The sequence below is a fragment of the Brevundimonas sp. MYb52 genome, assembly GCF_002979535.1.
In the GTDB taxonomy this organism is placed as follows: Bacteria; Pseudomonadota; Alphaproteobacteria; order Caulobacterales; family Caulobacteraceae; genus Brevundimonas.
Map to the genome: position 1 here is coordinate 59,297 of NZ_PCPB01000014.1, position 24,075 is coordinate 83,371.

The window sequence follows — 24,075 nt, forward strand, 5'->3', positions numbered from 1 at the left end:
GGTCCCTTCCGTTCCGTTTGAAGAGGCACAGATGGACGGCGGGGGCCAAGCGCGTTAGAGGCGGTCCAGGCCAAGGATTTTTGAAATGAACGCAAAGATGCAGCCGGGCGGCGCCGATCGGGCGCGCGAGATGGCGGTCTTCTCGGCGGTGGCGGCCAGCGGTAGCTTTTCCGCCGCCGGACGCGAGCTGGGGCTGACACCCTCGGCGGTCAGCCGGACCCTGGACCGGATCGAGGCGCGGCTGGGGGTGCGGCAGATGCTGCGCACGACCCGAACCCTGACCCTGACGCCGGAGGGGCAGGCCTATCTGGGCGCGGCGCGGCGTATCCTGACCGACCTGGACGACGCGGAGCAGGCCATCGCCGACCAGGGGGCGCCGCGCGGGCGTCTGCGGGTCAGCGCCTCTCTGTCGCACGGACGGCTGTGCGTCGTGCCTCTGCTCGGCGACTTCGTCGCGCGCTATCCGCACATTCTGGTCGACATCAATCTGAGCGACGTGGTGGTCGATGTGGCGGCCGGGCAAGCGGATGTGGCCATCCGTTTCGGCCCCCTGTCGGACAGCGGCCTGACGGCGCGCAAGTTGGGCGAGACGGGGCGCGTCATCGTGGCCTCGCCCGCCTACTTGGTCGCGCGCGGGACGCCGAGGACGCCCGAGGACCTGCACGATCACAACTGCCTGAATTTCAACTTCCGCCGCGTCGAGCCGGTCTGGCCGTTTGTGCGCGACGGTCGGGAATACAGTCTGTCGGTCAGAGGCAATATCGAGGCCAACAACGGCGAAACCCTGGGCCAGTTGGCGGCGGCTGGGGTGGGGCTGACGCGGGTCGGCGCCTTCAGCGTGGCCGACGACGTGGCGGCGGGTCGGCTGGTCCCCCTGCTGGAGGACTTCAATCCGGGTGATGTGGAGAATATCCACGCCGTCTTCGTCGGTGGGGCCAACACCCCGGCGCGGGTGCGGGTCTTCGTCGACTTTCTGGCCGAGCGGCTGAAGGCCTAGCCGAGCTTGCGGATGGCGGGCTTCAGCGACGCCGCCGAGGAACGGAACGCCGCCCACGGATCGGGCGTCTGCAACAGGTAGGCGGCGGCCCACAGGTTGAAGGCTTTCGAGTCCAGCCCCGGCTTCACCTGATCCCAGGACAGAGGGAAGGCGATGCCTGCGCCGGGCCGCGCGCGCGGCGACCAGAGGGCGACGGCGGTGGCCGCGCGGCCGTTGCGCAGATAGTCGAGGAAGATCTTTCCGCCGCGCGCCTTCTTGGCCATCGTCGTGGTGAAGCGGTCGGGATGGTCGGCCTTCAGGGCGTCGCAGACGGATTTGGCGAAGACCTTGGCGGCGTCCCAGTCGATGCGGCTGCGGGCGTCGGTCTTGATCGGCGCTACGACGTGCAGGCCCTTGCCGCCGGTGGTCTTGACGAAGGGCGTCAGGCCGAGCGCCTCCAGGCGGGGTTTCAGCAGCAGGGCGGCGGCGATGACGTCGTCGAAGTCGAGGCCCTCGTCGGGGTCGAGGTCGAAGGTGATCTGATCGGGCGTCTCGGGGTCGCCGGGCTTGCAGCCCCAGGGATGAAGTTCGAGGCCGCCGGATTGGCCCACCGCGATCAGGCCGCTGAGGTCGGTGACGGCGAGGTAGGGCTGGCCCTCGCCGACGTCGATGGGGCGCAGACCTTGATGGCGGCCCGCCATGGCGTGGCGCTGAAAGAAGCGTTGGCCGTCGATGCCGTCGGGCGCGCGGATGATGGAGACGGGGCGGTCGAGGATGTGCGGCAGGAGGCGTTCGGCGGCGGCTTCGTAATAGGCGATCAGATCGGCCTTGGTGACGGCGGGGTGGTCGCCGTGCGCGGGCCACAGGATCTTGTCGGGATGGGTGATGGCGACGCCTGCGACGATCAGCTTGCCGGGTTTGGCGGCGGGCGGTTGCGGCGGGGCCGTGACGTCGGCGGGGGCCTTGTCTTCGCGCAGGCCCTTGAAGGCGGCCTGACGCAGGATGCCCTCCTTGGAGTAGCCCGCGTGCTCGATCTCGGCGACGAGGACGGGGGCGACCCAGTGCAACTGCTCGTCCAGATCGGCGCTGGCCTCGGGGGCATTGGCGCCGACGAAGGGCGAGCGGTCGGCGGCGGCGGCTTGCAGCGCGGACACGAGCGTCTTGGTCAGGGCCGCCGAATAGCCGGTGCCGACGCGGCCGAGGTAGCGCAGGCCGCCCTTGGTCTTGACCCCGACCAGCAGGGAGCGAAAGCGGGTTCCGCCCTCGGACGACCAGCCGCCGATCACCACCTCGTCGCGACCCCGACACTTGGACTTGACCCAGGTCGCCGAGCGCCCGGCGCGATAGGGGGCGTCCAGCGTCTTGGAGATGACGCCTTCGAGGTTCATGCGGCAGGCGCTTTCCAGAATGGTCTGTCCGCTGGCGCCGAAATGCTCGACGTAGCGCAGGCGCGTGGCGGCGACCTTGGGCGTTCGGTCGATCAGGGCCTGAAGCCGGGCCTTGCGATGCGACAGCGGCAGCTTGCGCAGATCCTCCGGGCCGTCGAACAGCAGGTCGAAGGCGAAATAGACCAGCTGCTCGGTCGCCCCCTCCGAGATCGCCGTCTGCAGGGCCGAGAAGTCCGGCATGTCGTGGGCGTCAAGGGCGCAGACCTCGCCGTCGAACACGCCGTCGGGCCAGTGGGCGGCGTCGGCGGCCAGTTCGGGAAAGCGCTCGGTCCAATCCAGACCCTTGCGGGTCCGTAAGGTCGCGCGGCTGCGGCCGACGGCGACTTGGATGCGATAGCCGTCGAACTTGATCTCATGCGCCCAGCCCGGCGCCGAGGGCGGGCGGTCGGCGACCTTGCATAGCTGGATGGGGACGAAGGCGTGGGGGCGGGCGACGGGCCGCGCCGCCTTGGTCGGTTTCGGCTTGGGCGGGGCCTTGCGGCCGGTGGCTTTGGACGCGGTCCATTGGGTCTCGCCCTTCGCAATTTCCGCCAGGCTGCGACCGGTGGTGATCGAGGCGTCGATCTCGGCCAGGGCGTCGCCTTCGCCGTCGACGGCGTATTCGTCCTTCTCCTTGAGCAGCAGCCAGTCGGCGCGCTTGGAGGGTTTGCCGCGATCGGACTTGAGACGGATCAGGGCCCAGCCGCCCTTCAGCCGTTCGCCGTCCAGCGTCAGCTTGACCACGCCCTTCTTGAAGGCTGCATCGAGGTCCTTGTCCTGCGGGCTCCATTCGCCGACGTCCCACAGTTGCACCGTGCCCGCGCCATAGTTGCCGGCGGGGATGGTCCCCTCGAAGCCGCCGTAGTCGAGGGGGTGGTCCTCGACCTCGACCGCCAGGCGCTTGACCTGGGGATCGCGCGACGGGGCCTTGGTCACGGCCCAGGACTTCAGCACCCCGTCGTGCTCGATGCGGAAGTCGTAGTGCAGGCGCGACGCCGCGTGGCGCTGGATCAGATAGCGCAGGCCGGTCTGGCGGGCCTTGGCCTTGCGGCCTTTCGGCTCCGGCGTGACGCCGAAGTTCCGCTTGGCCTGATAGGTGTCCAGTTCGCCGCGCGCCGCCATCCGGTGGAAACGCAGAGGGGCGGCGAAGGCTTCATGCGCTCGCCGCCCCGGTGGAAGCTCCCCCATAGACCGTCACCCTCGGGCTTGTCCCGAGGGCCCATGGCGGCTTCGAGCGCACCTGTCGTCATGCCGACTGGAGGCGCGTGGCGGAAGGATAGGCCCTCGGGACAAGCCCGAGGGTGACGAGTATTTGAAATCAAGGCGCTATCTTCGCCGGTCCATGAGGTCGCCCTAGTGCATGGCCTCGCCGTGCTGGCTGTAGTCGAGGCCCTCGATCTCGGCTTCCTTCTCGACGCGCAGGCCGACGGTGTATTTGCAGATCATCAGCACGACGAAGGTGCCGACGGCGCTCCAGGCCATGGCGCCGCCCAGGCCGATGGCCTGTTTCCACAGGGTCGCGCCTTCGGCCAGGGGGTTGATGGCGGCGTTGGCGAAGACCCCGGTCAGCAGGGCCCCGGCGATCCCGGCGACGCCGTGCACCCCGAAGGCGTCCAGGCTGTCGTCGTACTTGAGTTTGTGCTTCAGCCAGACCGCGCCGCCATAGGCGATCGGGCCGGAGATCAGGCCGATCAGGAAGGCGCCTTTCGGATCAACGAAACCGGCGCCGGGTGTGATGGCGACTAACCCTGCGACCACGCCGGTCAGCAGGCCCAGCAGGGTCGGCTTCTTCTTCAGCGTCCACTCGACCGCGATCCAGCCGACGGCGGCGGCGGCGGGGGCCAGCAGGGTGTTGAAGACGGCGACGGCGGCGATCTCATTGGCGCCCGCGGCCGATCCGCCGTTGAAGCCCATCCAGCCGACGAACAGCAGGCCTGTGCCGATGGCGGTGAAGGCCAGGTTGTGCGGGGCCATGTTGTCGCGGCCCCAGCCGTGGCGCGGGCCGAGCACGATGGCGCAGACCAGACCGGCCACGCCCGCATTGACGTGGACTACGGCGCCGCCGGCGAAGTCGAGCACGCCCAGCTCGCCCATCCAGCCGCCGCCCCAGACCTGATGGCAGATCGGCGCATAGACGATCAGGTGCCACAGGGTGAAGAAGAGGACGCTGGCCGAAAACTTGATGCGCTCGGCGAAGGCGCCCGCGATCAGGGCCGGGGTGATGATGGCGAAGGTCAGCTGATAGCTGATCCACAGGAACTCGGGCAGGCCGGGGGTCAGGGCGTGGGCGGTCTTTACGCCGACGCCGTTCAGGAACAGGGCCTGAAGACTGCCGATAAAGCCGTTGGCCGGGCCGTCGCTGACGCCAAACGACAGAGTGTAGCCGGCGACGAACCACAGGACGGTGACGATGGCCATGGCCGCGGTGGAGTGGGCGATGGTGGCGATCAGGTTCTTCTTGCGCACCATGCCGCCGTAGAACAGCGCCAGACCCGGCAGGGTCATCATCAGCACCAGAGCCGTCGAGGTCAGGGTCCAGGCCGTGCCGGCGCCGTCCAGCACCAGCGGCACCTGATGCGCCAGCAGATTTGGCGGGGCGGCGGCGAAGGCGGGCGCGGCCAGCGCCATGGCGAAAAGGCCGCAACAGAATGCTGCGGCCTTGGAAATCGTCGATTGGTTCATGAAGGTCTCGGGGAGAAGACGCTGGCGAAAAGGGAAGGTCAGGCCGGTTGGGCCAGCCTGACGTCGGGGGTGGCGGCCTCGGCAGCGAGGACGGTCTTGGGGACGATGCGCACAAAGCGCGGCGCGTAGGTCGACCAGTCGGCCAGGATGCGGCGGGCCAGGGGTGAGGCGGTGGCGCTGGCGTGGGCCTGGATCAGGGCCTTCAGTCTGCTTTCCGCCTCGGGGTCGATGTGACCGACGCCGGCCATGTCGCCGTTCAGGGCCTGAGCCGCGCGGCCGTCGGCGTCGAGCACGAACAGCTCGCCGCCGCTCATGCCCGCGGCCAGGTTCCAGCCGACCGCGCCCAGCACGACGACCCTGCCGCCGGTCATGTATTCGCAGCCGTGCGCGCCGAGCCCCTCGACCACGGCCTCGGCGCCGGAGTTGCGGACGGCGAAGCGCTCGCCCGCCGCGCCGGCCACGAACAGACGGCCCGAGGTGGCGCCATAGAGGGTGGTGTTGCCGCAGACCTGTTGGTCCGCGCGCCACTCATAGGGACGGACGTGGATGTCGGCGCCCGACAGTCCCTTGCCGACGTAGTCATTGACCTCGCCGGTAACGTCGAGGATCAGACCCTTGGCCCCGAAGGCGCCGAAGCTCTGACCGGCGATGCCTTCCAGCTTCAGCTTCAGACGCCCTTGCGGACCCTGCGCGCCGAACTTGCGGACGATGGCCGAGGAGACGCCGGCGCCGGCCGTGCGCTGGGTGTTGTTCAGCGGATAGGACAGTTCCAGCGTCTGGCCGCGCTCCAGGAAGGGGGCGGCGTCCTTCAGCACCAGGGCGTCCAGGCTGTCGGCGATGGGACGGCGGACCTTGTCGGCCCAGCGGCCGGGGCGGTCGACATCGACCTTCATCAGCAGGGGGTTGAGGTCCAGGTCGTCCAGGTGCGAGCCGCCGCGCCGGGTCTGACGCAACAGGTCGGTGCGGCCGACGATCTCGTCAATCGTGCGCGCGCCGATGGAGGCCAGGATTTCGCGAACCTCCTCGGCGATGAAGGTGAAGAGGTTGACCACCTTTTCGGGCGTGCCGGTGAACTTGGCGCGCAGGCGTTCGTCCTGCGAACAGACGCCGACCGGGCAGGTGTTGGAGTGGCACTGACGCACCATCAGACAGCCCATGGCGATCAGGCCCGAGGTGCCGATGCCGTATTCCTCGGCGCCCAGAAGCGCAGCCAGAACCACGTCGCGGCCGGTGCGGATGCCGCCGTCGGCGCGAAGGCTGACGGAGGAGCGCAGGTGGTTGAGGCTGAGGACCTGATGCGCCTCGGCCAGACCGATCTCCCACGGCATCCCCGCGTGCTTGACCGAGGTCTGGGGCGAGGCGCCCGTGCCGCCGTTGTGGCCGGCGATCAGGATGGCGTCGGCCTTGGCCTTGGCCACGCCCGAGGCAATGGCGCCGATGCCGGTCGAGGAGACCAGTTTGACCGTGACCTTGGCGTCGGGGTTGATCGCCTTCAGGTCGTAGATCAGCTGGGCCAGATCCTCGATCGAATAGATGTCGTGGTGGGGCGGCGGGCTGATCAGGGTGGTGCCGGGGACGGCGTGGCGCATCCGGCCGATGAACTCGGTGACCTTGAAGCCGGGCAGCTGGCCGCCCTCGCCGGGCTTGGCGCCCTGGGCCACCTTGATCTCGATCTCGCGGCACTGGTTCAGGTATTCGGCGGTGACGCCGAAGCGGCCCGAGGCCACCTGCTTGACCGCCGAGTTGGCGTTGTCGCCGTTGGGACGCGGCACATAGCGCGCCGGGTCCTCGCCGCCCTCGCCGGAGACGGCGCGCGCGCCCATCCGGTTCATGGCGATGTTCAGGGTCTCATGGGCCTCAGGCGACAGGGCGCCCAGCGACATGGCCTGTGACAGGAAGCGGCGGCGGATGTCCGAGACGCTCTCGACCTCGTGCAGTTGGACCGGGGTCAGGCCGTCCTTGAAGTCCAGCAGGTCGCGCAGGGCTAGATCGGGCTGCTCGCGCACGGCCTCGGAGTACTGCTTGAAGCGCTTGTAGTCGCCGCGGTTCACCGCGTCCTGCAACAGGTGGATGGTCTTGGCGTCATGGGCGTGGGCCTCGCCGCCCGCACGGATACGGAAGAAGCCGCCCATCGACGGCGACGGCACCGCCGCGCCAAAGGCCACGGTGTGACGCTTGAGCGCCGCCTGCTCCAGACCAGCCAGGCCGATGCCGGAGATGCGCGACGGCGCGCCGGGGAAGAACTCGGCGGCCAGGGCGCGCGACAGGCCCAGGACCTCGAACTCGCAGCCGCCGCGATAGGCCGAGATGATGCTGATGCCCTTGCGCGCCAGCACTTTCAGCAGGCCGGCCTCGATGCCGTATTTGTAGTTCAGGCAGGCGTCGTGAAGCGTCAGGCCCGGATAGGCGCCGCGATCCAGACGTTCCTGGAACAACTCCTGCGCCAGCCAGGGATTGACGGCGGTGGCGCCGACCCCGACCAGAACCGCGAAGGCGTGCGGGTCCAGGGTCTCGGCGGAGCGCACGACCAGCGAGCAGTAGGTGCGCAGGCCCGCCTCGATCAGGCGGCCGTGGGTCCCGGCGGTGGCCAGGATCATCGGCGCGGCCAGACGCTCGGCCGAGGCGTGCTCGTCGGTCAGGACGATCAGGGTGGCGCCGTCGCGGGCGGCGGCCTCGGCCTCGTCGCGGATGTGGTCCAGGGCCTGACGCAGGCCGGCGCCGGAGCGGTCGCCCTCAGCCGGCAGGGGATAGGTGCAGTCGATCACCGTGGTCGAGCCGTCGGCGATGACGCCCAGCAGGCGCTGATACATTCCGGTGGTCAGGACCGGGCTGTCCAGCACGAAGACCTCGGTCTGGGCCTCGTCCTGGGCCAGGATATTGCCGAGGTTCTTGAAGCGGGTCTTCAGGCTCATGGCCCCGGCTTCGCGCAGGGGGTCGATGGGCGGGTTGGTCACCTGAGAGAAGTTTTGGCGGAAGTAGTGCGCCAGCGGACGCGGCAGGCTGGACAGGACGGCGGGCGGGGCGTCGTCGCCCATGGACCCGACCGCCTCCTTGCCGTCGCGGACCAGGGCGTCCAGCAGCAGGTCCAGATCCTCGCGGCTGAAACCGGCGGCGATCTGGCGGCGGATCAGGGCCTCGCCGGTGGCGGCGCGCGGCTCAGGTCCGGGGCCGATGATCGGTTCCAGATCGACCATGTTGTCCAGCCAGTCGGAATAGGGCTGGGCGGCGGCCAGGGCGTCGACGGCCTCATGCTCGTCGTAGATTCGGCCGTGCTTCAGATCGACGGCGATCAGCTTGCCGGGGCCGATGTGCAGGCGGCGCTTGATGCGCCCCTCGGGCAGGGGAACCAGACCGGCCTCGGAGCCGGCCAGCAGCAGGCCGTCCACGGTCTCGACGGCGCGCAGGGGGCGCAGGCCGTTGCGGTCCTTGCCCGCCACGACCCAGCGGCCGTCGACGGCGCACAGGGCGGCGGGGCCGTCCCACGGCTCCATGACCGCGTTGCAATAGGCGTAGAGGGCGCGGTGCTCTGGCTTCATCACCACGTCGTCCGAGGACCAGGCCTCGGGCACCAGCAGGGCCTTGGCCAGGGGGGCGGGACGACCGGCGCGGACCAGAACCTCGAAGACATTGTCCAGCGCCGCCGAGTCCGAACCGCCCGGCTGGACCACCGGCTTGACCTCATGGTCGCGGTCGCCGAAGGCCGAGGCCGCCATGCGGATCTCGTGGGCGCGCATCCAGTTCAGGTTGCCCTGAAGCGTGTTGATCTCGCCGTTGTGGGCCAGCATTCGGAAGGGCTGGGCCAGCTTCCATTCGGGGAAGGTGTTGGTCGAGTAGCGCTGGTGGAAGACGGCGTAGCCGGACTCAACGCTGGGGTCGTTCAGGTCGTGATACAGCTGGCCCAGCAGCTCGGCGCGGACCATGCCCTTGTAGACGATGGAGCGGGCCGACAAGGAGCACAGATAGAAGCCGTTCAGGCCGCCGGCCTGCACCGCCTTTTCGATGCGGCGGCGACACAGGAAGAGCTCACGCTCCAGTTCCTCGATCTCCATGCCTTCCGGGGCGGCCAGCATGATCTGCTCGATCTCGGGCCGGGTGGCGTCGGCGCGGACGCCGACCACCGACAGGTCCATCGGCGTCTGACGCCAGCCATAGATGTAGAAGCCCGAGCGGATGGCCTCGGCCTCGACGATGGCGCGGGCGTGATCCTGGGCGCCCAGGTCGGTGCGCGGCAGGAAGACCTGGCCGACGGCGATGGGGCCGGGACGCAGGGTCTGGCCGACGGCGTGCACCTGGGCCGCGAAGAAGGCCTGGGGCAGTTCGATCATGATGCCGGCGCCGTCGCCGGACAGGCCGTCGGCGTCGACCGCGCCGCGGTGAGCCACGGCCTTCAGCGACTTAATGGCCATTTCGACAATTTCACGCCGGGGCTTGCCGTCGATGGCGCAGACCAGGCCCACGCCGCAGGCGTCGCGTTCCGACGAGGCGTCATAGGCGCCGCCCTCGATCAGGCGGGCGCGGTTTTCTTCATACTGGGCCAGCCAGTTCTGTTGGGTTGCGTCGGTCATGCCGCGACTTCCTCGGTACGCGCGCGCAGGTAACGGTCGATTTCGGCCGCAGCGTCCTGGCCGTCGCGCACGGCCCAGACGACGAGGGAGGCGCCGCGCACGGCGTCCCCGGCGGCGAACACGCCGGGCAGGGTGGTGGCGAAACCGCCACGCGCCACCTGCAGGGTGTTCCATTTGGTCAGGCCGAGGCCGGTGTCGAGTTGCTCGCCAAAGGCCTCGGGTTCAAAGCCGAGCGCCTCGATGATCAGGTCGGCGGGCAGGTCGAAGTCCGAGCCCGCGACCGGGGCGATGTCGCGACGGCCGCCGGGGGCGGCCTCGGTCAAGGCCATGCGCTGGGCGCGGACCGCAGTGACGGCCTCGCCCTTGGACATCAGGGCCTTGGGCGCGCCGAGCCATTCGAAGCGGACGCCTTCCTCCTCGGCGTTCTGCACCTCTCGGGCCGAACCGGGCATGTTGTCGCGGTCGCGGCGATAGAGGCAGACGACGCTGTTGGCGCCCTGACGCACGGCGGTGCGGACGCAGTCCATGGCGGTGTCGCCGCCGCCGATGACGACGACGTCGCGACCGGCCGCGTGGGGCGCAGAGGCATCGGCGGCGTCACCGCAGTCGACGCGGTTCTGGGCGATCAGGAAGTCGAGCGCGGCGACGGTGTCATGGGGTCCGCGACCGGGAACGCTCAAGGTGCGGGCCTGATAGACGCCCATGGCCAGCAGGACGGCGTCATGACGCGACCGCAGTGCCTCCATCGTCACGTCGACGCCGACATTGGTGTTGAGCACGAATTGGACCCCGCCCTCGATCAGGCGATCGACGCGGCGCTGGACGATGCGCTTCTCCAGCTTGAAGCCGGGGATGCCATAGGTCAGCAGGCCGCCGGCGCGGTCGTGGCGGTCATAGACGGTGACGGCGTAGCCCTCGCTGCGCAGGCGGTCGGCGGCGGCCAGACCGGCGGGGCCGGAGCCGACGATGGCCACGCTCTGGCCGCGCTCGGCCAGGGGACGGATGGGTTCGACCCAGCCGTTGTCGAAGGCGGTGTCGGCGATCCAGGCCTCGACCGAGCCGATAGTCACGCCGTCCCAGCCGGACTGCTGCAGGGTGCAGGCGCCCTCGCACAGACGGTCCTGCGGGCAGATGCGGCCGCAGATTTCCGGCATGGTCGAGGTGGCCGAGGCGACGCGCCAAGCCTCGCGCAGGTCGCCGTCGGCCGACAGGGCCAGCCAGTCGGGGATGTTGTTCTGAAGCGGGCAGGCGTTCTGGCAGAAGGGCACGCCGCAGTCGGTGCAACGCGACGCCTGGACCGTCCCGCTGTCGGCGGTCGGTTTGAGCGTGATCTCCGTGAAGGCGCGTACGCGCAGCTCAGCGGGCTGTTTTTCAAGCCGACGCTGCTCAATCAGAAAACCACCAGGGTTGGAACGGCCACCTTTTTGCATCTGCTCATTAAGCGAAACATGGGGCGGGTGTGCAAATATTTTTCTCTGTAAAGCCGAAAAATGATGAGTTCGGGCATGAAGTTGAGGTCATGTTCGTTAGTGGCGCATGTTGCGACCGATTATCGGTGTGCGTCGCAGCACGAAATTTCGATCCGGAAGGCGCGTGTCGGCCTCTGAGGCGGATTAAATTTTGGAAAGGTTGGTTTCTAGCGGCGTAGCGCCGTTACGGTCCCGCCATCGCGACATCGCACTGGGGGACTTCATGACCATCGCCGCTCGCCGCCTGGCCCTTCTGGGCGGGGCCGCCGCCAGCCTTCTGGCCGCCGCCGCTCACGCCGCTCCGGCGCCCGCCACGCCGCCGGCCGTCCAAAGCCGGGCCGCCGCCGCCGCAGCCTTGCCGGCCCTGCCCGATGTGGACATCCCCTTCACCAAGATGGTGCTGCCCAACGGCCTGACCCTGATCGTCCATGAGGACCACAAGGCGCCGATCGTGGCGGTCAACATCTGGTATCACGTGGGGTCCAAGAACGAACCGGTCGGCCGTTCGGGCTTCGCCCACCTGTTCGAACACCTGATGTTCAACGGGTCGGAGAACTTCAACACCGACTTCTTCAAGGCGACCGAGCTGCTGGGCGCCACGGATCAGAACGGCACCACCAACACCGACCGCACCAACTATTTCCAGAACGTCCCGACCTCGGCCCTGGACAGCGTCCTGTGGCTGGAAAGCGACCGCATGGGTCATCTGGTCGGCGCCATCGACCAAGCTCGCCTGGATGAGCAGCGCGGCGTGGTCCAGAACGAGAAGCGTCAGGGCGAGAACCAGCCCTATGGCCGCGTCTGGGATGCGATCACCAACGCCACCTATCCGGCCGACCATCCTTATGGCCACACCGTCATCGGCTCTATGGCCGATCTGGACGCCGCCAGCCTGGACGACGTGAAGGGTTGGTTCCGCGACTACTACGGCGCCGCCAACGCGACCATCGTCCTGGCCGGCGACATCACGCCTGAGGAAGCCCGCGCCAAGGTCGAGCACTATTTCGGCGACATCCCCTCGGGCCCGCCGGTCACCCAGCCGCAACGCATGATTTCGCGGATGGAGGGCGCCCAGCGCGAGGTCATGTTCGACCGCGTCGGCCAGCCGCGCCTCTACAAGGTGTGGAACGTGCCGCCGACCGGCGAGGCTGCAACCGACTATCTCGGCCTGCTGGGCCAGGTGCTGTCGTCGGGCCGTACCTCGCGTCTGCACAAGCGCCTGGTGTTCGACGATCAGGTCGCGACCAGCGTCTTCGCCGGCACCTCGGAAAGCGAGATCGGCAGCCAGTTCCTGGTCATGGTCACCGCCAAGCCGGGGCAGGATCTGGGCGCGATCGAGCGCGTGGTGGATGAGGAAATGGCCCGCCTGCTGCGCGACGGCCCGAGCGCTGAGGAACTGGAGCGCGCCCGCACCGTCACCGGCGCCGGTCTGGTGCGCGGACTGGAGCGCATCGGCGGCTTTGGCGGCAAGTCCGACCGTCTGGCTGAGAGCCAGGTCTTCCTCGGCGACCCGGGCGCCTGGAAGACCAGCTACGAACGCCTGCTGACCGCCACGCCCGCCAATCTGACGGGCGCGGGCCGCGATTGGCTGACCGACGGCAGCTATGCCCTGGAAGTTCTGCCATTCGCGGACTTCACCACGGCGGCGACCGGCGCGGACCGTAGCAAGATGCCGGACCCCGGCGCCGCGCCCCAGGCCGACTTCCCCAGCTTCGAGCGCTTCACCCTGTCCAACGGCCTGAAGGTGGTTCTGGCCCCGCGCACGGGCGTGCCGACCGTCAGCATGAACCTGATCGTCGAAGCCGGATCGGCGGCGGATCCGTCGGGCAAGAACGGCGTGGCCCAGTTGGCCCCGGCTGTCATGACCAACGGCACGGATCGGCTGACGGCTCTGCAGATCAGCGACCAGATGCAGTTGCTCGGCGCCTCGATCGGCGCGGGTTCGGCGGTCGACTATACCAACGTCTCGCTGAACGCGATTGAGTCGCGACTGGAGCCGTCGCTGGCCCTCTATGCCGACATCATCCAGAACCCCGCCTTCCGGGCCGAGGACTTCCAGCGGGCGAAGGCCCAGCAGGTTTCGGGCATTCAGCAGTCGAACCGCAACCCCGGCGCCATCGCCAGCCGGGTGCTGGCCGCCAATGTCTTTGGGCCTGAAAACCCCTACGGCCGTCCGACCTCGGGCACTGAGGCCAGTGTTCAGGGCCTGACGCCTGCCGATGCCGAGGCTTATCACGCCACCTGGTTCCGTCCCGACAACGCCACCCTGGTGGTGGTCGGCGACACCACCCAGGCTGAGCTGGCTCCGGCGCTGGAGAAGGCCTTCCGCACCTGGAAGGCGCCTTCGACCCCGCTGCCGGTCAAGGCCGCGGCGCCCGCCCTGCCGTCGCAATCGGCGCCGCGCGTGTTGATCGTGGACAGGGCCGGCCCGCAGTCGTCGATCACCGCCGGCCGCCTGGCCCCGGCCTTCGACGCGGCTAACGAAGGGGCCATCGACGTGGCCAACACCGCCCTGGGCGGCGCCTTCACCAGCCGCATCAACATGAACCTGCGCGAGGACAAGCACTGGTCCTATGGCGCCGGGTCGGGCATCCGCACCACGCGCGGCGAGCGCATGTTCCTGGTCTCGACGGGCGTCCAGTCCGACAAGACGGCCGAGAGCCTGGTCGAGATCCGCAAGGAGCTGAGCGACGTCGTCGGCTCGCGTCCCCTGACCGAGGAAGAGATCGCCGCCGTGCGTTCCAACCTGGTCCTGGGCATGGCCGGCAACTGGGAGACCAACGCCGCCGTGGCGGGCGATCTGACCAGCATGGTCGTCTATGGCGTGCCGGAAAACTACTATGACGGCTACGCCGCCTCGGTGAACGCGACCAACCCGCAGCGGGCCTCGGTCGCGGCGCGCGCCATCGTCGGCGACGGGCCGACGACCTGGGTCGTGGTTGGCGATCGCGCCGCCATCGAGCCCAAGATCCGCGCCCTCAACCTGGGCGAGGTTCAGGTGGTCGACACCGAGGGCCGCCCTGTCAACTGACGGACCGGTTCAGACCAGACAGGAAAGGGCGGCGCTGCGGCGTCGCCCTTTTTCTTTGGCCGCTTTCTTGCCGCATTCTGGAACGGCTCGGCTTCGGAGGTGTTGAGGCAAGGCCAAGCTGCCCCCCTAAGCGGAACCCCCAGGAGTCTTGCGACATGTCTTCCATTGAACGCGGGCGCGGATTCGGAAGCGTTCTGGTGCGATTGCTTGGGGTGGTCATCGCCCTTATCGGACTGACGCTGACCATCGGCGGCGGACAACTGATCATGCTGGGCGGTTCGCCCTATTATCTGATCGTCGGCCTGCTGATGATCCTGTCCGGGGGGATGCTGGCCCTGCTCAGGGCGACGGGCGCCTGGCTCTACATTCTCATCTTCATCGGCACGGTCATCTGGGCGCTGTGGGAGGTCGGGTTGAACGGCTGGGCCCTGGTCCCGCGCGTGATCGCGCCCCTGGTGCTGCTGATCCTGGTCGTCCTGTCCTTCCCGGCGCTGAAACGCGAAGGCGGGGGCGGCAAGCTGGCGTTTGGCGGACTGGGTCTGATCGTGGTGCTGGGGCTGATTTCCGGCGTCGTGGTGGCCCAGGCCAACAAGGCGCGGGTGGAAAGTCCGGTGCCGGCGGCGGGTCAGGGCGGGATCGGTGATCCGGCCCTGATCAGGACAGGAGCCGACTGGCCGGCCTATGGCGGGGCCGACAGCGCCCAGCGTTATTCGCCACTGAACCAGATCAACAAGGACAATGTGAAGGGCTTGCAGCGGGCCTGGACCTTCCGCACCGGCGACCTGCCCGAGGAGCGGTTCGGAGCCGAAACCACGCCGCTGAAGATCGGCGACACCCTCTATCTGTGTTCGGCCCGCAATCGGCTGTTCGCCCTGGATGCGACGTCCGGCAAGCAGAAGTGGACCTATGATCCCAAGGTCGCCGACGACCAGATCCCCTATACCGCCGCCTGCCGGGGCGTGACCTACTACGCCCAGCCCAATGTCGATGCAGCCCAGCCCTGCGCCACGCGCATCATCGAGGGGACGCTGGACGGCCGGGTGGTCGCTGTGGACGCCCGCACCGGTGCGCCCTGCGCCGGTTTCGGGACCAATGGCGCGGTCAGCATCAAGACCGGCATGGGCGATCCCTATCCGGGCATGGTCTCGATCACCTCGGCCCCGGTCATCGTGCGCGGCGTGGTGGTGACGGGGCATCAGGTTCTGGACGGACAGAAACGCTGGAACGCGTCCGGCGTCATCCAGGGCTTCGACGCGGTGACGGGCCAGCTGCGCTTCGCCTGGGACATGATGCGCCCCGACATCACCACCCTGCCGCCGGAGGGCCAGACCTATACGCCGGGCACGCCGAACATGTGGACCACGGCCACGGCCGACGAGGCCCTGGGCCTGGTCTTCCTGCCGATGGGCAACTCGGCGGCCGACTATTACTCGGGCCTGCGTCGCCCGGCCGAGAACGAATACTCGACCTCTCTGGTGGCTCTGGACGTCATGACCGGCAAGCCGCGCTGGCATTTCCAGACGGTGAGGAAGGACGTCTGGGATTACGACCTGGGCTCGCAGGCGACGCTTGTGGACATGCCCGGCGGCGTGCCGGCGGTGATCCTGCCGTCCAAGCAGGGCGATCTCTATATTCTGGACCGCCGCACCGGCCAGCCGCTGCACAAGGTCGAGGAGCGTCGCGTGCCCCAGGGCGGGGTCGAGCCGTCGCAGCGCAGTCCGACCCAGCCCTTCTCTCTGTTCCATACACTGAGGAAGGCGGACCTGACGGAGCGCGACATGTGGGGCATGTCGCCGATCGACCAGATGTTCTGCCGCATCCAGTTCCGCCAGGCGGCCTATGAGGGTTACTTCACCCCGCCGACGGCGGACCGGCACTGGATTCAGTATCCGGGCTACAACGGCGGCTCGGACTGGGGCGGGGTGGCGGTCGATCCGGCGCGCGGCGTGATCGTCGCCAACTACAACGACATGCCCAACCACAACCGCCTGGTTCCGCGCGCAGAGGCCGATCGTCTGGGCTGGTTTTCGCGCGACGACCCTCGCTACATCGAACGCGAGAAGGAGGCGGCCAACCGCGGCGGCAACCTGTCCAAGTCCAAGGCCGAGGGGGCGGGCGACCCGCAGGCGGGCGTGCCCTACGCCATCGACGTCAACGCCGGCTGGCGGGTCAAGGCCACGGGCCTGCTGTGCAAGCAGCCTCCCTATGGCGGCATCCGCACCATCGACCTGAAGACCGGCCGCACCCTGTGGGATCGCCCATTCGGCACGGCGAGGAAGAACGGACCGTTCGGCATTCCTTCCATGCTGCCGATCGAGATCGGCACGCCGAACAACGGCGGCTCGGCGGTGACGGCGGGCGGTCTGATCTTCATCGCCGCCGCGACGGACGATCTGATCCGCGCCATCGACATCGAGACGGGCAAGACGGTGTGGTCCGATGTCCTGCCCGCGGGCGGTCAGGCCAACCCGATGATCTATGAGCAGAACGGCCGTCAGTATCTGGTCATCATGGCCGGCGGGCACCACTTCATGGAGACGCCGGAGGGGGACTACGTCATCGCTTACGCCCTGCCCGAAAGAGGCTGAGGCGCGACCTCTCCCTCCCCTTCATGGGGAGGGAGAGGCGTGGCGCTCGCCTTAAGGCCGCGTCTGGCCCTGGCCGCGCACCACGTATTTGTAGGTGGTCAACTGCTCCGCCCCCACGGGACCGCGGGCGTGCAGTTTGGAGGTCGAGATGCCGATCTCGCCGCCGAAGCCGAACTCGCCGCCGTCGGCGAACTGGGTCGAGGCGTTGATCAGGACGATGGCGCTGTCGACGCCATTGGCGAAGCGCTCGGCGGTCTCTGCGTCGGTGGTGATGATGGCCTCGGTGTGACCCGAGCCGTAGGCGCGGATGTGCTCAACGGCGCCTTGAACCCCGTCCACGATCCGCACCGACAGGATGGGGGCCAGGTATTCGGTGGTCCAGTCGGCCTCGGTCGCTTCGGCGGCTTCGGGAACTAAAGCGCGGGTTTCGGCGTCGCCGCGCAGTTCGCAACCGGCCTGGATCAGGTCGGCGGCGACGGCGGGCAGCAGGCGCATCGCGGCGACGCGGTCCACCAGCAGGGTCTCGGTGGCGCCGCAGACCGAGACGCGACGCATCTTGGCGTTGACGGCGACGCGGCGGGCGACGTCGAGATCGGCGCCGGCGTCCAGATAGGTGTGGCACAGGCCCTCTAAGTGGCCGAGCACCGGCGCTTTCGCTTCGGCTTGAACGCGGGCGACCAGGCTCTTGCCGCCGCGCGGAATGATCAGGTCGATGGCGCCTTCAAGCCCCGACAGGATGGCGCCCACGGCCTCGCGATCGGGGACGGGGACCAACTGGACGGCCTCGGCGGGCAGGCCGGCCTCAGCGACGGCGCGGGTCACGACGGCGGCGATGGCGCGCGAGGATTCCAGACAGTCCGAACCGCAGCGCAGGATGGCGGCGTTGCCTGAGCGGATGCACAGGGCGGCGGCGTCGGCGGTGACGTTGGGCCGGCTCTCGTAGATGACGCCCAGCACGCCGATGGGGGTGCGGACGCGGGCGATGTCGAGGCCGTTGGCGGGGGTCCAGCGGGCCATCTCGGCGCCGACCGGATCGGGCTGGGCGGCGATGGTCTCGACGGCGACGGCCATGCCTTCGACGCGGGCCGGGGTCAGGGCCAGACGGTCGATCAGGGCTTCGGAGAGGCCGGAGGCGCGGGCGTTGGTGATGTCACGCGCGTTGGCCGCCAGGATCTCAACCTCGGCGGCGCGCAGGCCCTTGGCCAGACGCATCAGAGCCTCGGTGCGGGCGTCGGGCGTGGTGGCGCGCAGGGCGTCGGCGGCGGCGCGGGCGCGGCGGCCCATGTCGAGCATCAGAGCGCTTACGTCAGTCATCGGGTTTCCAGCACCAGGTCGTCGCGGTGGATCACGACCGCGGGGCCGCGATAGCCCAGCAGGGTCTCGATCTCGTCGGAATGGCGGCCCCGGATCAGGGCAATCTCATCGGCGGGATAGGCGGCCAGGCCGACGCCGACCACGGCCCCGCTGGCGTCCAGCAGGCGCAGGCTCTCGCCCTTTTCAAAAGCACCCCTGATCGAGACGACGCCCGAGGGCAGCAGGCTCTTGCCTGACCTCAGCGCGCGCACGGCGCCGTCGTCCAGCGTCAGCGAACCGCCGGGGGCCATGCTGCCGGCGATCCACTGCTTCCAGGCAGCCAGGGGCGTGGCCGGGGCGGTGATCAGGGTGGCGCGGGCGCCCTCGGCCACGGCCTTCAGCGGGTGAGGGGTCAGGCCCGAGGCGATGACGGTGGCGCAGCCGGCGGAGCGCGCGATCTGGGCCGCCGCCAGCTTGGTGGCCATGCCGCCGGTGCCGACCCCGGCTTCGGCGTTGGCGCCGCTGGCCATGCTTAGAATGTCGGGGCTCAGCGTCTCGACCAGCGCGAGGTGGCGGGCGTTCGGGTCGCGGCGGGGGTCGGCGGTGTAGAGGCCGTCCACGTCCGACAGCAGGATCAGCAGGTCGGCGCGCGCCAGTTGCGCGGCGCGGGCGGCGAGGCGGTCATTGTCGCCGTAACGGATTTCCTCGGTGGCGACGGTGTCGTTCTCATTGACCACGGGGACGACGCCGTGGGCCAGCAGGGCCTCAAGCGTCGCGCGTCCGTTCAGCCAGCGGCGGCGGCGCTCGGTGTCGTCGCGGGTCAGCAGGATCTGGGCGGTGATCAGGCCGTGGGGAGCCAGGGCCTCCTCCCAAGCGTGCATCAAGAGGGTCTGGCCGACGGCGGCGGCGGCCTGCTTGTCCTGCAGGCGACCCGGCGAGGTCTTCAGCCGTCCGCGTCCCAGGGCCACAGCGCCGGAGGAGACGACGATGACCTCGCGACCCTGACGGCGCAGGTCGGCGATGTCCTGGGCCAGGGAGGCCAGCCAGTCGCGGGCGACGGCGCGGGTCGCAGTATCGACCAGCAGGGAGGAGCCGATCTTGACCACCACGCGCCGCGCGTGCGCGAGCGTCGTCGCGGGCGAGCGCCCGGCGACGATCTCGGCGGCGGGGGAGGGCGCGGCGGGACCGGTCATGCCTCCTCCCTAGAGCATCAATCGGGCCGGGGTCACGCCTTTCTGCGTCAAGATCATGCGTGAACGGGCAAAAGAAAACGCCCGGCAGGGTCGAACCTGCCGGGCGTCTCTGTTTTCAGCGATGATCCGAGGATCAGGCTTCGGGGTCGGGCGCCTGATCCCAGCCGCCGGCCAGGGCCTTGAACAGGGCGATCTGGTAGGTGGTGACCTGGGCTTCCGAAGCGGCGAGAGCCGCGTCGGCGCCGGCCAGGGTCCGTTCCGAATCCAGCACCGTCAGGAAGCTGTCAGCGCCGGCGTCGAAGCGCAGGCGCGACAGACGAGCGGCGGTGGCCGCCTGATCCCGCGCGGTGCGCAGGGCCGTGCGGCGGTCCAGTTCATTGGCGTAGCTGCTGAGCGCCGTTTCAGTCTCCTGCAGCGCTGTCAGCACGGTCTGGTCGAAGGTGGCCAGGGCCGCGTCGGTCTGGGCGTCGGCCTGCTTGATGCGGGCGCGGGCCACGGCGATGTTGGGGAAGTTCCAACTGATCAGCGGACCGACGCTGAAGCGGAAGTTGGCGTCCTCGCCCAGGTCCGAAGAATCCAGCGCGGTCGAGCCCAGCGAGCCCCCCAGGCTGATCGACGGATAGAGGCTGGCGGTCGCCACGTTCACGCGGGCGGCGGCGGCGGCCAGACGGGCCTCGGCCTGACGCACGTCGGGGCGGCGGGCCAGAAGCGCCGCGCCGTCGCCGATCGGGATGGGCTGCGACAGCTGTGGCGGCGACTGACATCCGCGCGCCGCCTCGCTGGCCTCAGCCGGGGTGCGCCCGGTCAAGGTCGAGAGGCGATACAGGGCGCCGTCGCGTGAGGCCCGCAGGGGCGGCAGGCTGGCGCGAGTCTGTTCCAGGGCCGCGCGGGCGCGGGCCACGTCCAGACCATTGCCCGAACCGCCGTCCAGCAGGCGCTGGGTCAGGTCGACGGTCTTGCCTTGCAGGTCGATGGTGCGTTCGGCCACCGCGATCTGGGCGTTGGCCGAGCAGGTGTCGGCATAGGCCCGCGCGGTTTCGGCGGCGACGGTGATCCGCACCACCTCAAGGGCTTCACGTGCGGCGTCGGCGTCGCCGCGTGCGGCGCGAACCGAGGACTCGACGCGGCCGAACAGGTCGACCTCGTAGGAGACGTCCAGGCCCGCCGTATAGGTATCGACGTCGTCCAGCTTGGCGCCGTTGGCGGCGGGGTTGGTGATCGTTGAGGCGCGGCTGCGGGTGAAGCCGGCGTTGGCGTTGGTCGTGGGCAGACGGCCGGCGCGCGCCTCGGACAGCGAGGCCCGGACGGCGCGCAGGTTGGCTGCGGCCGCCTCGAGTTCGTTGTTCTCGGTCAGGGCCTGCTGGATCAGACCGTCCAGCGTGGCGTCGTTATAGAGCCGCCACCAGTCGGCGCGGGCCGCCTCGGTCGAAACCGAGGCGGATTGCGAGCCGACGAAGGCGCCCTGGCCCTGCGCCGGGACCGTGGGGTCCGGCGCCTTGGGCCCGACCGCGCAGGCGGCGAGCAGAAGCGCGGCGCTGGAGGCGGTCAGGAGAGGAAGGGCTTTACGGTGCATCAGGCGTCTCCCAGGCGCGGGTTAGCCGTGGTGGGCGCGGCCGGCGCGGGGTCGGTGGGGTCATACGGATCATGAGCGGGCGCGCCGAAGGTGGTCGGCAACTCGCGCGGTTTTTCCGGCGTCTTGGGCAGTTTGCCCGAGAGCCAGCGCATGATGACGTAGAAGACCGGGGTGAAGATCAGACCGAAGAAGGTCACGCCCAGCATGCCGGAGAATACCGACGTGCCCAGCGACTGGCGCATTTCCGCGCCGGGGCCGGTCGCCAGCATCAGCGGCACGACGCCGAAGATGAAGGCGAAGGACGTCATCAGGATCGGACGCAGGCGCACCTTGGCGGCGTAAACAGCCGCCTCGAAGCGATCCATGCCCTCTTCCTCTTCCGCCTGCTTGGCGAATTCGACGATCAGGATGGCGTTCTTGGCCGCAAGCGCGATCAGGACGACCAGGCCGATCTGGACCAGGATGTTGTTGTCCAGACCGCGGATGTTCACCCCGATCATGGCCGCCAGCAGACACATGGGGACGATCAGCACCACCGCGAGCGGCAGGGTGAAGGCCTCATATTGCGCCGCCAGCACCAGGAAGACGAAGACCACGGCCATGATGAAGATGACCGAGGCGCCGCCCGAGGCCTGCTTCTCCTGCAGGGCCAGTTCGGTCCACTCGTAGCTGAAGCCTTGCGGCAGGGCTTGAGAGGCCAGTTGCTCCATCGCCGCAATGCCCTGGCCGGACGAGACGCCGGCGGCAGCCTGGCCCTGCAGCTCGGAAGCCGGGAACAGGTTGTAGCGGACGACGCGGGCCGGACCGGAGTCCTCGCGCAGATTGGCGACGGCGCCGATCGGCACCATGGCGCCGGAGGCGGAGCGGGTCTTCAGGTTGGCGATGTCGGCGATGTCGTCGCGCGCCGACGGTTCAGCCTGGGCGGTGACGCGGAAGGTGCGTCCCAGCAGGTTGAAGTCGTTGATGTAGGACGAGCCCAGATAGACGCCGAGGGTGTCGAACACCGCCGACGGCTGGACGCCCATCATCAGGGCCTTGTTGCGATCCACGTCCGCGGCGATGCGGGGCGAGCCGGTGTTGTAGGTCGAGAAGACCTGCTGCACCTGATCAGGCATCTGAGCCGCGCCGCCCATCATGGCGAAGGTGGCGCCTTCCAGCGCGCGGTAGCCCGCGCCGGAACGGTCCTGGATCATCATCTTGAAGCCGTTGCCGTTGCCCAGGCCCTGAACGGCCGGGGGGGCGATGACGAAGATGTTGGCTTCCTCGATGCCGCCGGTGGCGCCGGTGATGGCGCCGGCCAGGGCGGTCGCGGCCTGTTCCTTGGTGCGGTCCTCGAAGGCGTCGAGGCGCACGAAGATGGTGGCGGCGTTGGAGCCGAACGAGAAGCTGGAGCCGTCCAGACCAGCGAAGGCCACGGTGCCGTCGACACCTTCGGTCTTCTGGATGATCTCGTTGGCGCGCTTCATCACGGCCTCAGTGCGGTCCAGCGAGGCACCGGCCGGAAGCTGGATGACGCCGATCAGGAAGCCCTGATCCTGTTCGGGGATGAAGCCCGAGGGCGTGTCCACCAGGCGCCAGCCGGTGAGGGCCAGCAGGCCCGCATAGACGATCATGACGACCATCAGCGAGCGCACCAGGCGGGCGGTCAGGCGGCCGTACTTGTCCGACAGCCAGTCGAAGCCCTGGTTGAACTTATCGCCGGCCCAGCGGACGTAGTAGGTGACTGCGCCCCACAGGCCCGGCTTGCGGACGTTGTCGTGATGAACGTGCGGCTTCAGCAGCAGGGCCGCCAGAGCCGGGGACAGAGTCAGGGACACCACCAGCGAGATCAGCGTCGCCGAGGCGATGGTGACAGCGAACTGGCGATAGAAGATGCCGGGGATGCCGGGCACGAAGGCGGTCGGCACGAACACCGCCGTCAGCACCAGGCCGATGGCGATCAGGGCGCCGGAGACCTCCTGCATCGAGCGATAGGCGGCCTCCTTGGGAGTCAGCCCCTCTCTTAGGTATCGCTCGACGTTCTCGACCACGATGATGGCGTCATCGACGACAATGCCAACGGCCAGAACCAGGGCGAACAGCGACAGGGAGTTGATGGAATAGCCCAGGGCCAACTGCACCGCGAAAGTGCCGACCAGGGCCACCGGGATGGCGATGATGGGGATGATGGCCGCGCGCCAGGTCTGCAGGAAGACCAGGACCACGATGGCCACCAGGACGACGGCTTCGAACACGGTGTGCTGCACCGCCTCGACCGAGGCGGCGACGAATTCCGTCGGGTTGTAGGGGATGGAGATGGCCATGCCGGCGGGCAGCTCGGCCTTGACGGCCTCGACCTCGGCCAGGACGCGGTTGGCGGTGCCCAGGGCGTTGGCCCCGGGCTGCTGGACGATGGCGACGCCGACGCCGCGCTCGCCGTCGAAGAAGCCGCGGATGCCGTAATCCTGGGCGCCCAGTTCGACGCGGGCGATGTCGCGGACGCGGGTCACGCGGCCTTCGGCGTCGGTCTTGATGACCACGTCGCCGAACTGATCGGGATCGGACAGACGGCCCTGGACCTGAACCGGCAGTTGGAAGGCGGCGGCGTTGGTGGCGAAGGGCGGCTGGCCGATCGAGCCGGCGGCGGCCTGGACGTTCTGGGCGCGCAGGGCGGCGACGATGTCGGAGCCCGTCAGACCGCGCTCGGCCGCCTTGGCCGGGTCGATCCAAACGCGCATCGAATAGTTGCCGCCGCCGAACACCTGAACCTGACCCACGCCGTCGATCCGCAGGAGGCGGTCGCGCAGCGTCGAGTTGGCGAAGTTGCCGACGTAGTCATTGTCCAGGCTGCCGTCAGGCGAGGTCAGCCCGACGATCATCAGGAAGCCGCTTTCGGCCTTGTTGACCGTCACGCCGATCTGGCGGACCTGCTCAGGCAGTTTGGGTTCAGCCAGGGCGACGCGGTTCTGGACCAGGACCTGGGCGGAATCGAGATCCGTGCCGGGCTGGAAGGTCACCGTGATCGCCACGGCCCCGTCCGAGGTGGACGAGGAGGTCAGATACAGCATCTTCTCGACGCCGTTGACCTCTTGCTCGATGGGGGCCGCCACGGTCTCGGCCAAGGTCTCGGCCGAGGCGCCAGGGTAGGCGGCGTTGATGGTGATGGTGGGCGGCGCGATCTCCGGATACTGCGACAGAGGCAGCATCGGATAGGCGAACAGGCCGATCAGGGTGATGAACACCGAGATCACGCCCGCGAAGATCGGCCGATCAATGAAGAAGCGGGAGATATTCATCTA

Annotated in this window: 11 protein-coding genes; 3 read left to right on the forward strand and 8 right to left on the reverse strand. The window is 68.9% G+C overall.

The features are described from left to right. Positions 1-85: 85 nt before the first annotated feature. A complete protein-coding gene (locus tag CQ039_RS13860) occupies positions 86-997 on the forward strand; it encodes a LysR substrate-binding domain-containing protein (RefSeq protein ID WP_105564135.1) in 912 nt (303 codons plus the stop codon). Here the strand turns inward: CQ039_RS13860 and ligD are convergent. From ligD to CQ039_RS13880, 4 genes are all read right to left on the reverse strand, one after another. Next, positions 994-3,525: a DNA ligase D gene (ligD, locus tag CQ039_RS13865; protein WP_105564134.1), complete on the reverse strand. Its 2,532-nt coding sequence runs from the start codon at positions 3,523-3,525 to the stop codon at positions 994-996. The genes CQ039_RS13860 and ligD overlap by 4 nt on opposite strands. A 231-nt stretch (positions 3,526-3,756) precedes the next feature. Continuing rightward, positions 3,757-5,085 carry an ammonium transporter gene (locus CQ039_RS13870; RefSeq protein ID WP_105564133.1) on the reverse strand — a complete coding sequence of 443 codons (1,329 nt, stop codon included), beginning with the start codon at positions 5,083-5,085 and terminating at the stop codon, positions 3,757-3,759. Between the two features lie 38 nt (positions 5,086-5,123). Then, a complete protein-coding gene (gene gltB, locus CQ039_RS13875; RefSeq protein ID WP_105564132.1) occupies positions 5,124-9,650 on the reverse strand; it encodes a glutamate synthase large subunit in 4,527 nt (1,508 codons plus the stop codon). After that, the gene (locus tag CQ039_RS13880) at positions 9,647-11,080 is read right to left on the reverse strand and encodes an NAD(P)-dependent oxidoreductase (RefSeq protein ID WP_105564131.1); all 1,434 of its coding nucleotides are present in this window, start codon (positions 11,078-11,080) and stop codon (positions 9,647-9,649) included. The genes gltB and CQ039_RS13880 overlap by 4 nt, the downstream gene beginning before the upstream one ends. A 262-nt stretch (positions 11,081-11,342) precedes the next feature. On the opposite strand from CQ039_RS13880, the gene CQ039_RS13885 reads away from it, so the two are divergent. After that, a complete protein-coding gene (locus CQ039_RS13885; RefSeq protein WP_105564130.1) occupies positions 11,343-14,150 on the forward strand; it encodes a pitrilysin family protein in 2,808 nt (935 codons plus the stop codon). 155 nt (positions 14,151-14,305) lie between these two features. Further along, a complete protein-coding gene (locus tag CQ039_RS13890) occupies positions 14,306-16,738 on the forward strand; it encodes a membrane-bound PQQ-dependent dehydrogenase, glucose/quinate/shikimate family (protein WP_105564129.1) in 2,433 nt (810 codons plus the stop codon). Positions 16,739-16,789: 51 nt separating this feature from the next. On the opposite strand, the gene CQ039_RS13895 is transcribed toward CQ039_RS13890, so the two are convergent. The 4 genes from CQ039_RS13895 to CQ039_RS13910 all read right to left on the reverse strand — a co-directional run bounded on the left by CQ039_RS13895 (position 16,790) and on the right by CQ039_RS13910 (position 24,072). Further along, a complete protein-coding gene (locus CQ039_RS13895; RefSeq protein ID WP_105564128.1) occupies positions 16,790-18,052 on the reverse strand; it encodes a glutamate-5-semialdehyde dehydrogenase in 1,263 nt (420 codons plus the stop codon). Continuing rightward, positions 18,049-19,224 (reverse strand): glutamate 5-kinase, encoded by a 1,176-nt coding sequence (gene proB / locus CQ039_RS13900; protein ID WP_105564127.1) that lies wholly within the window; start codon positions 19,222-19,224, stop codon positions 18,049-18,051. Before proB ends, CQ039_RS13895 begins: the two co-directional genes overlap by 4 nt. Before the next feature lie 133 nt (positions 19,225-19,357). Beyond that, complete coding sequence (locus tag CQ039_RS13905; RefSeq protein ID WP_105564126.1) at positions 19,358-20,797, reverse strand: efflux transporter outer membrane subunit; 1,440 nt, start codon at positions 20,795-20,797, stop codon at positions 19,358-19,360. Next, a complete protein-coding gene (locus tag CQ039_RS13910; RefSeq protein ID WP_105564125.1) occupies positions 20,797-24,072 on the reverse strand; it encodes an efflux RND transporter permease subunit in 3,276 nt (1,091 codons plus the stop codon). Before CQ039_RS13910 ends, CQ039_RS13905 begins: the two co-directional genes overlap by 1 nt. Positions 24,073-24,075 lie beyond the last annotated feature (3 nt).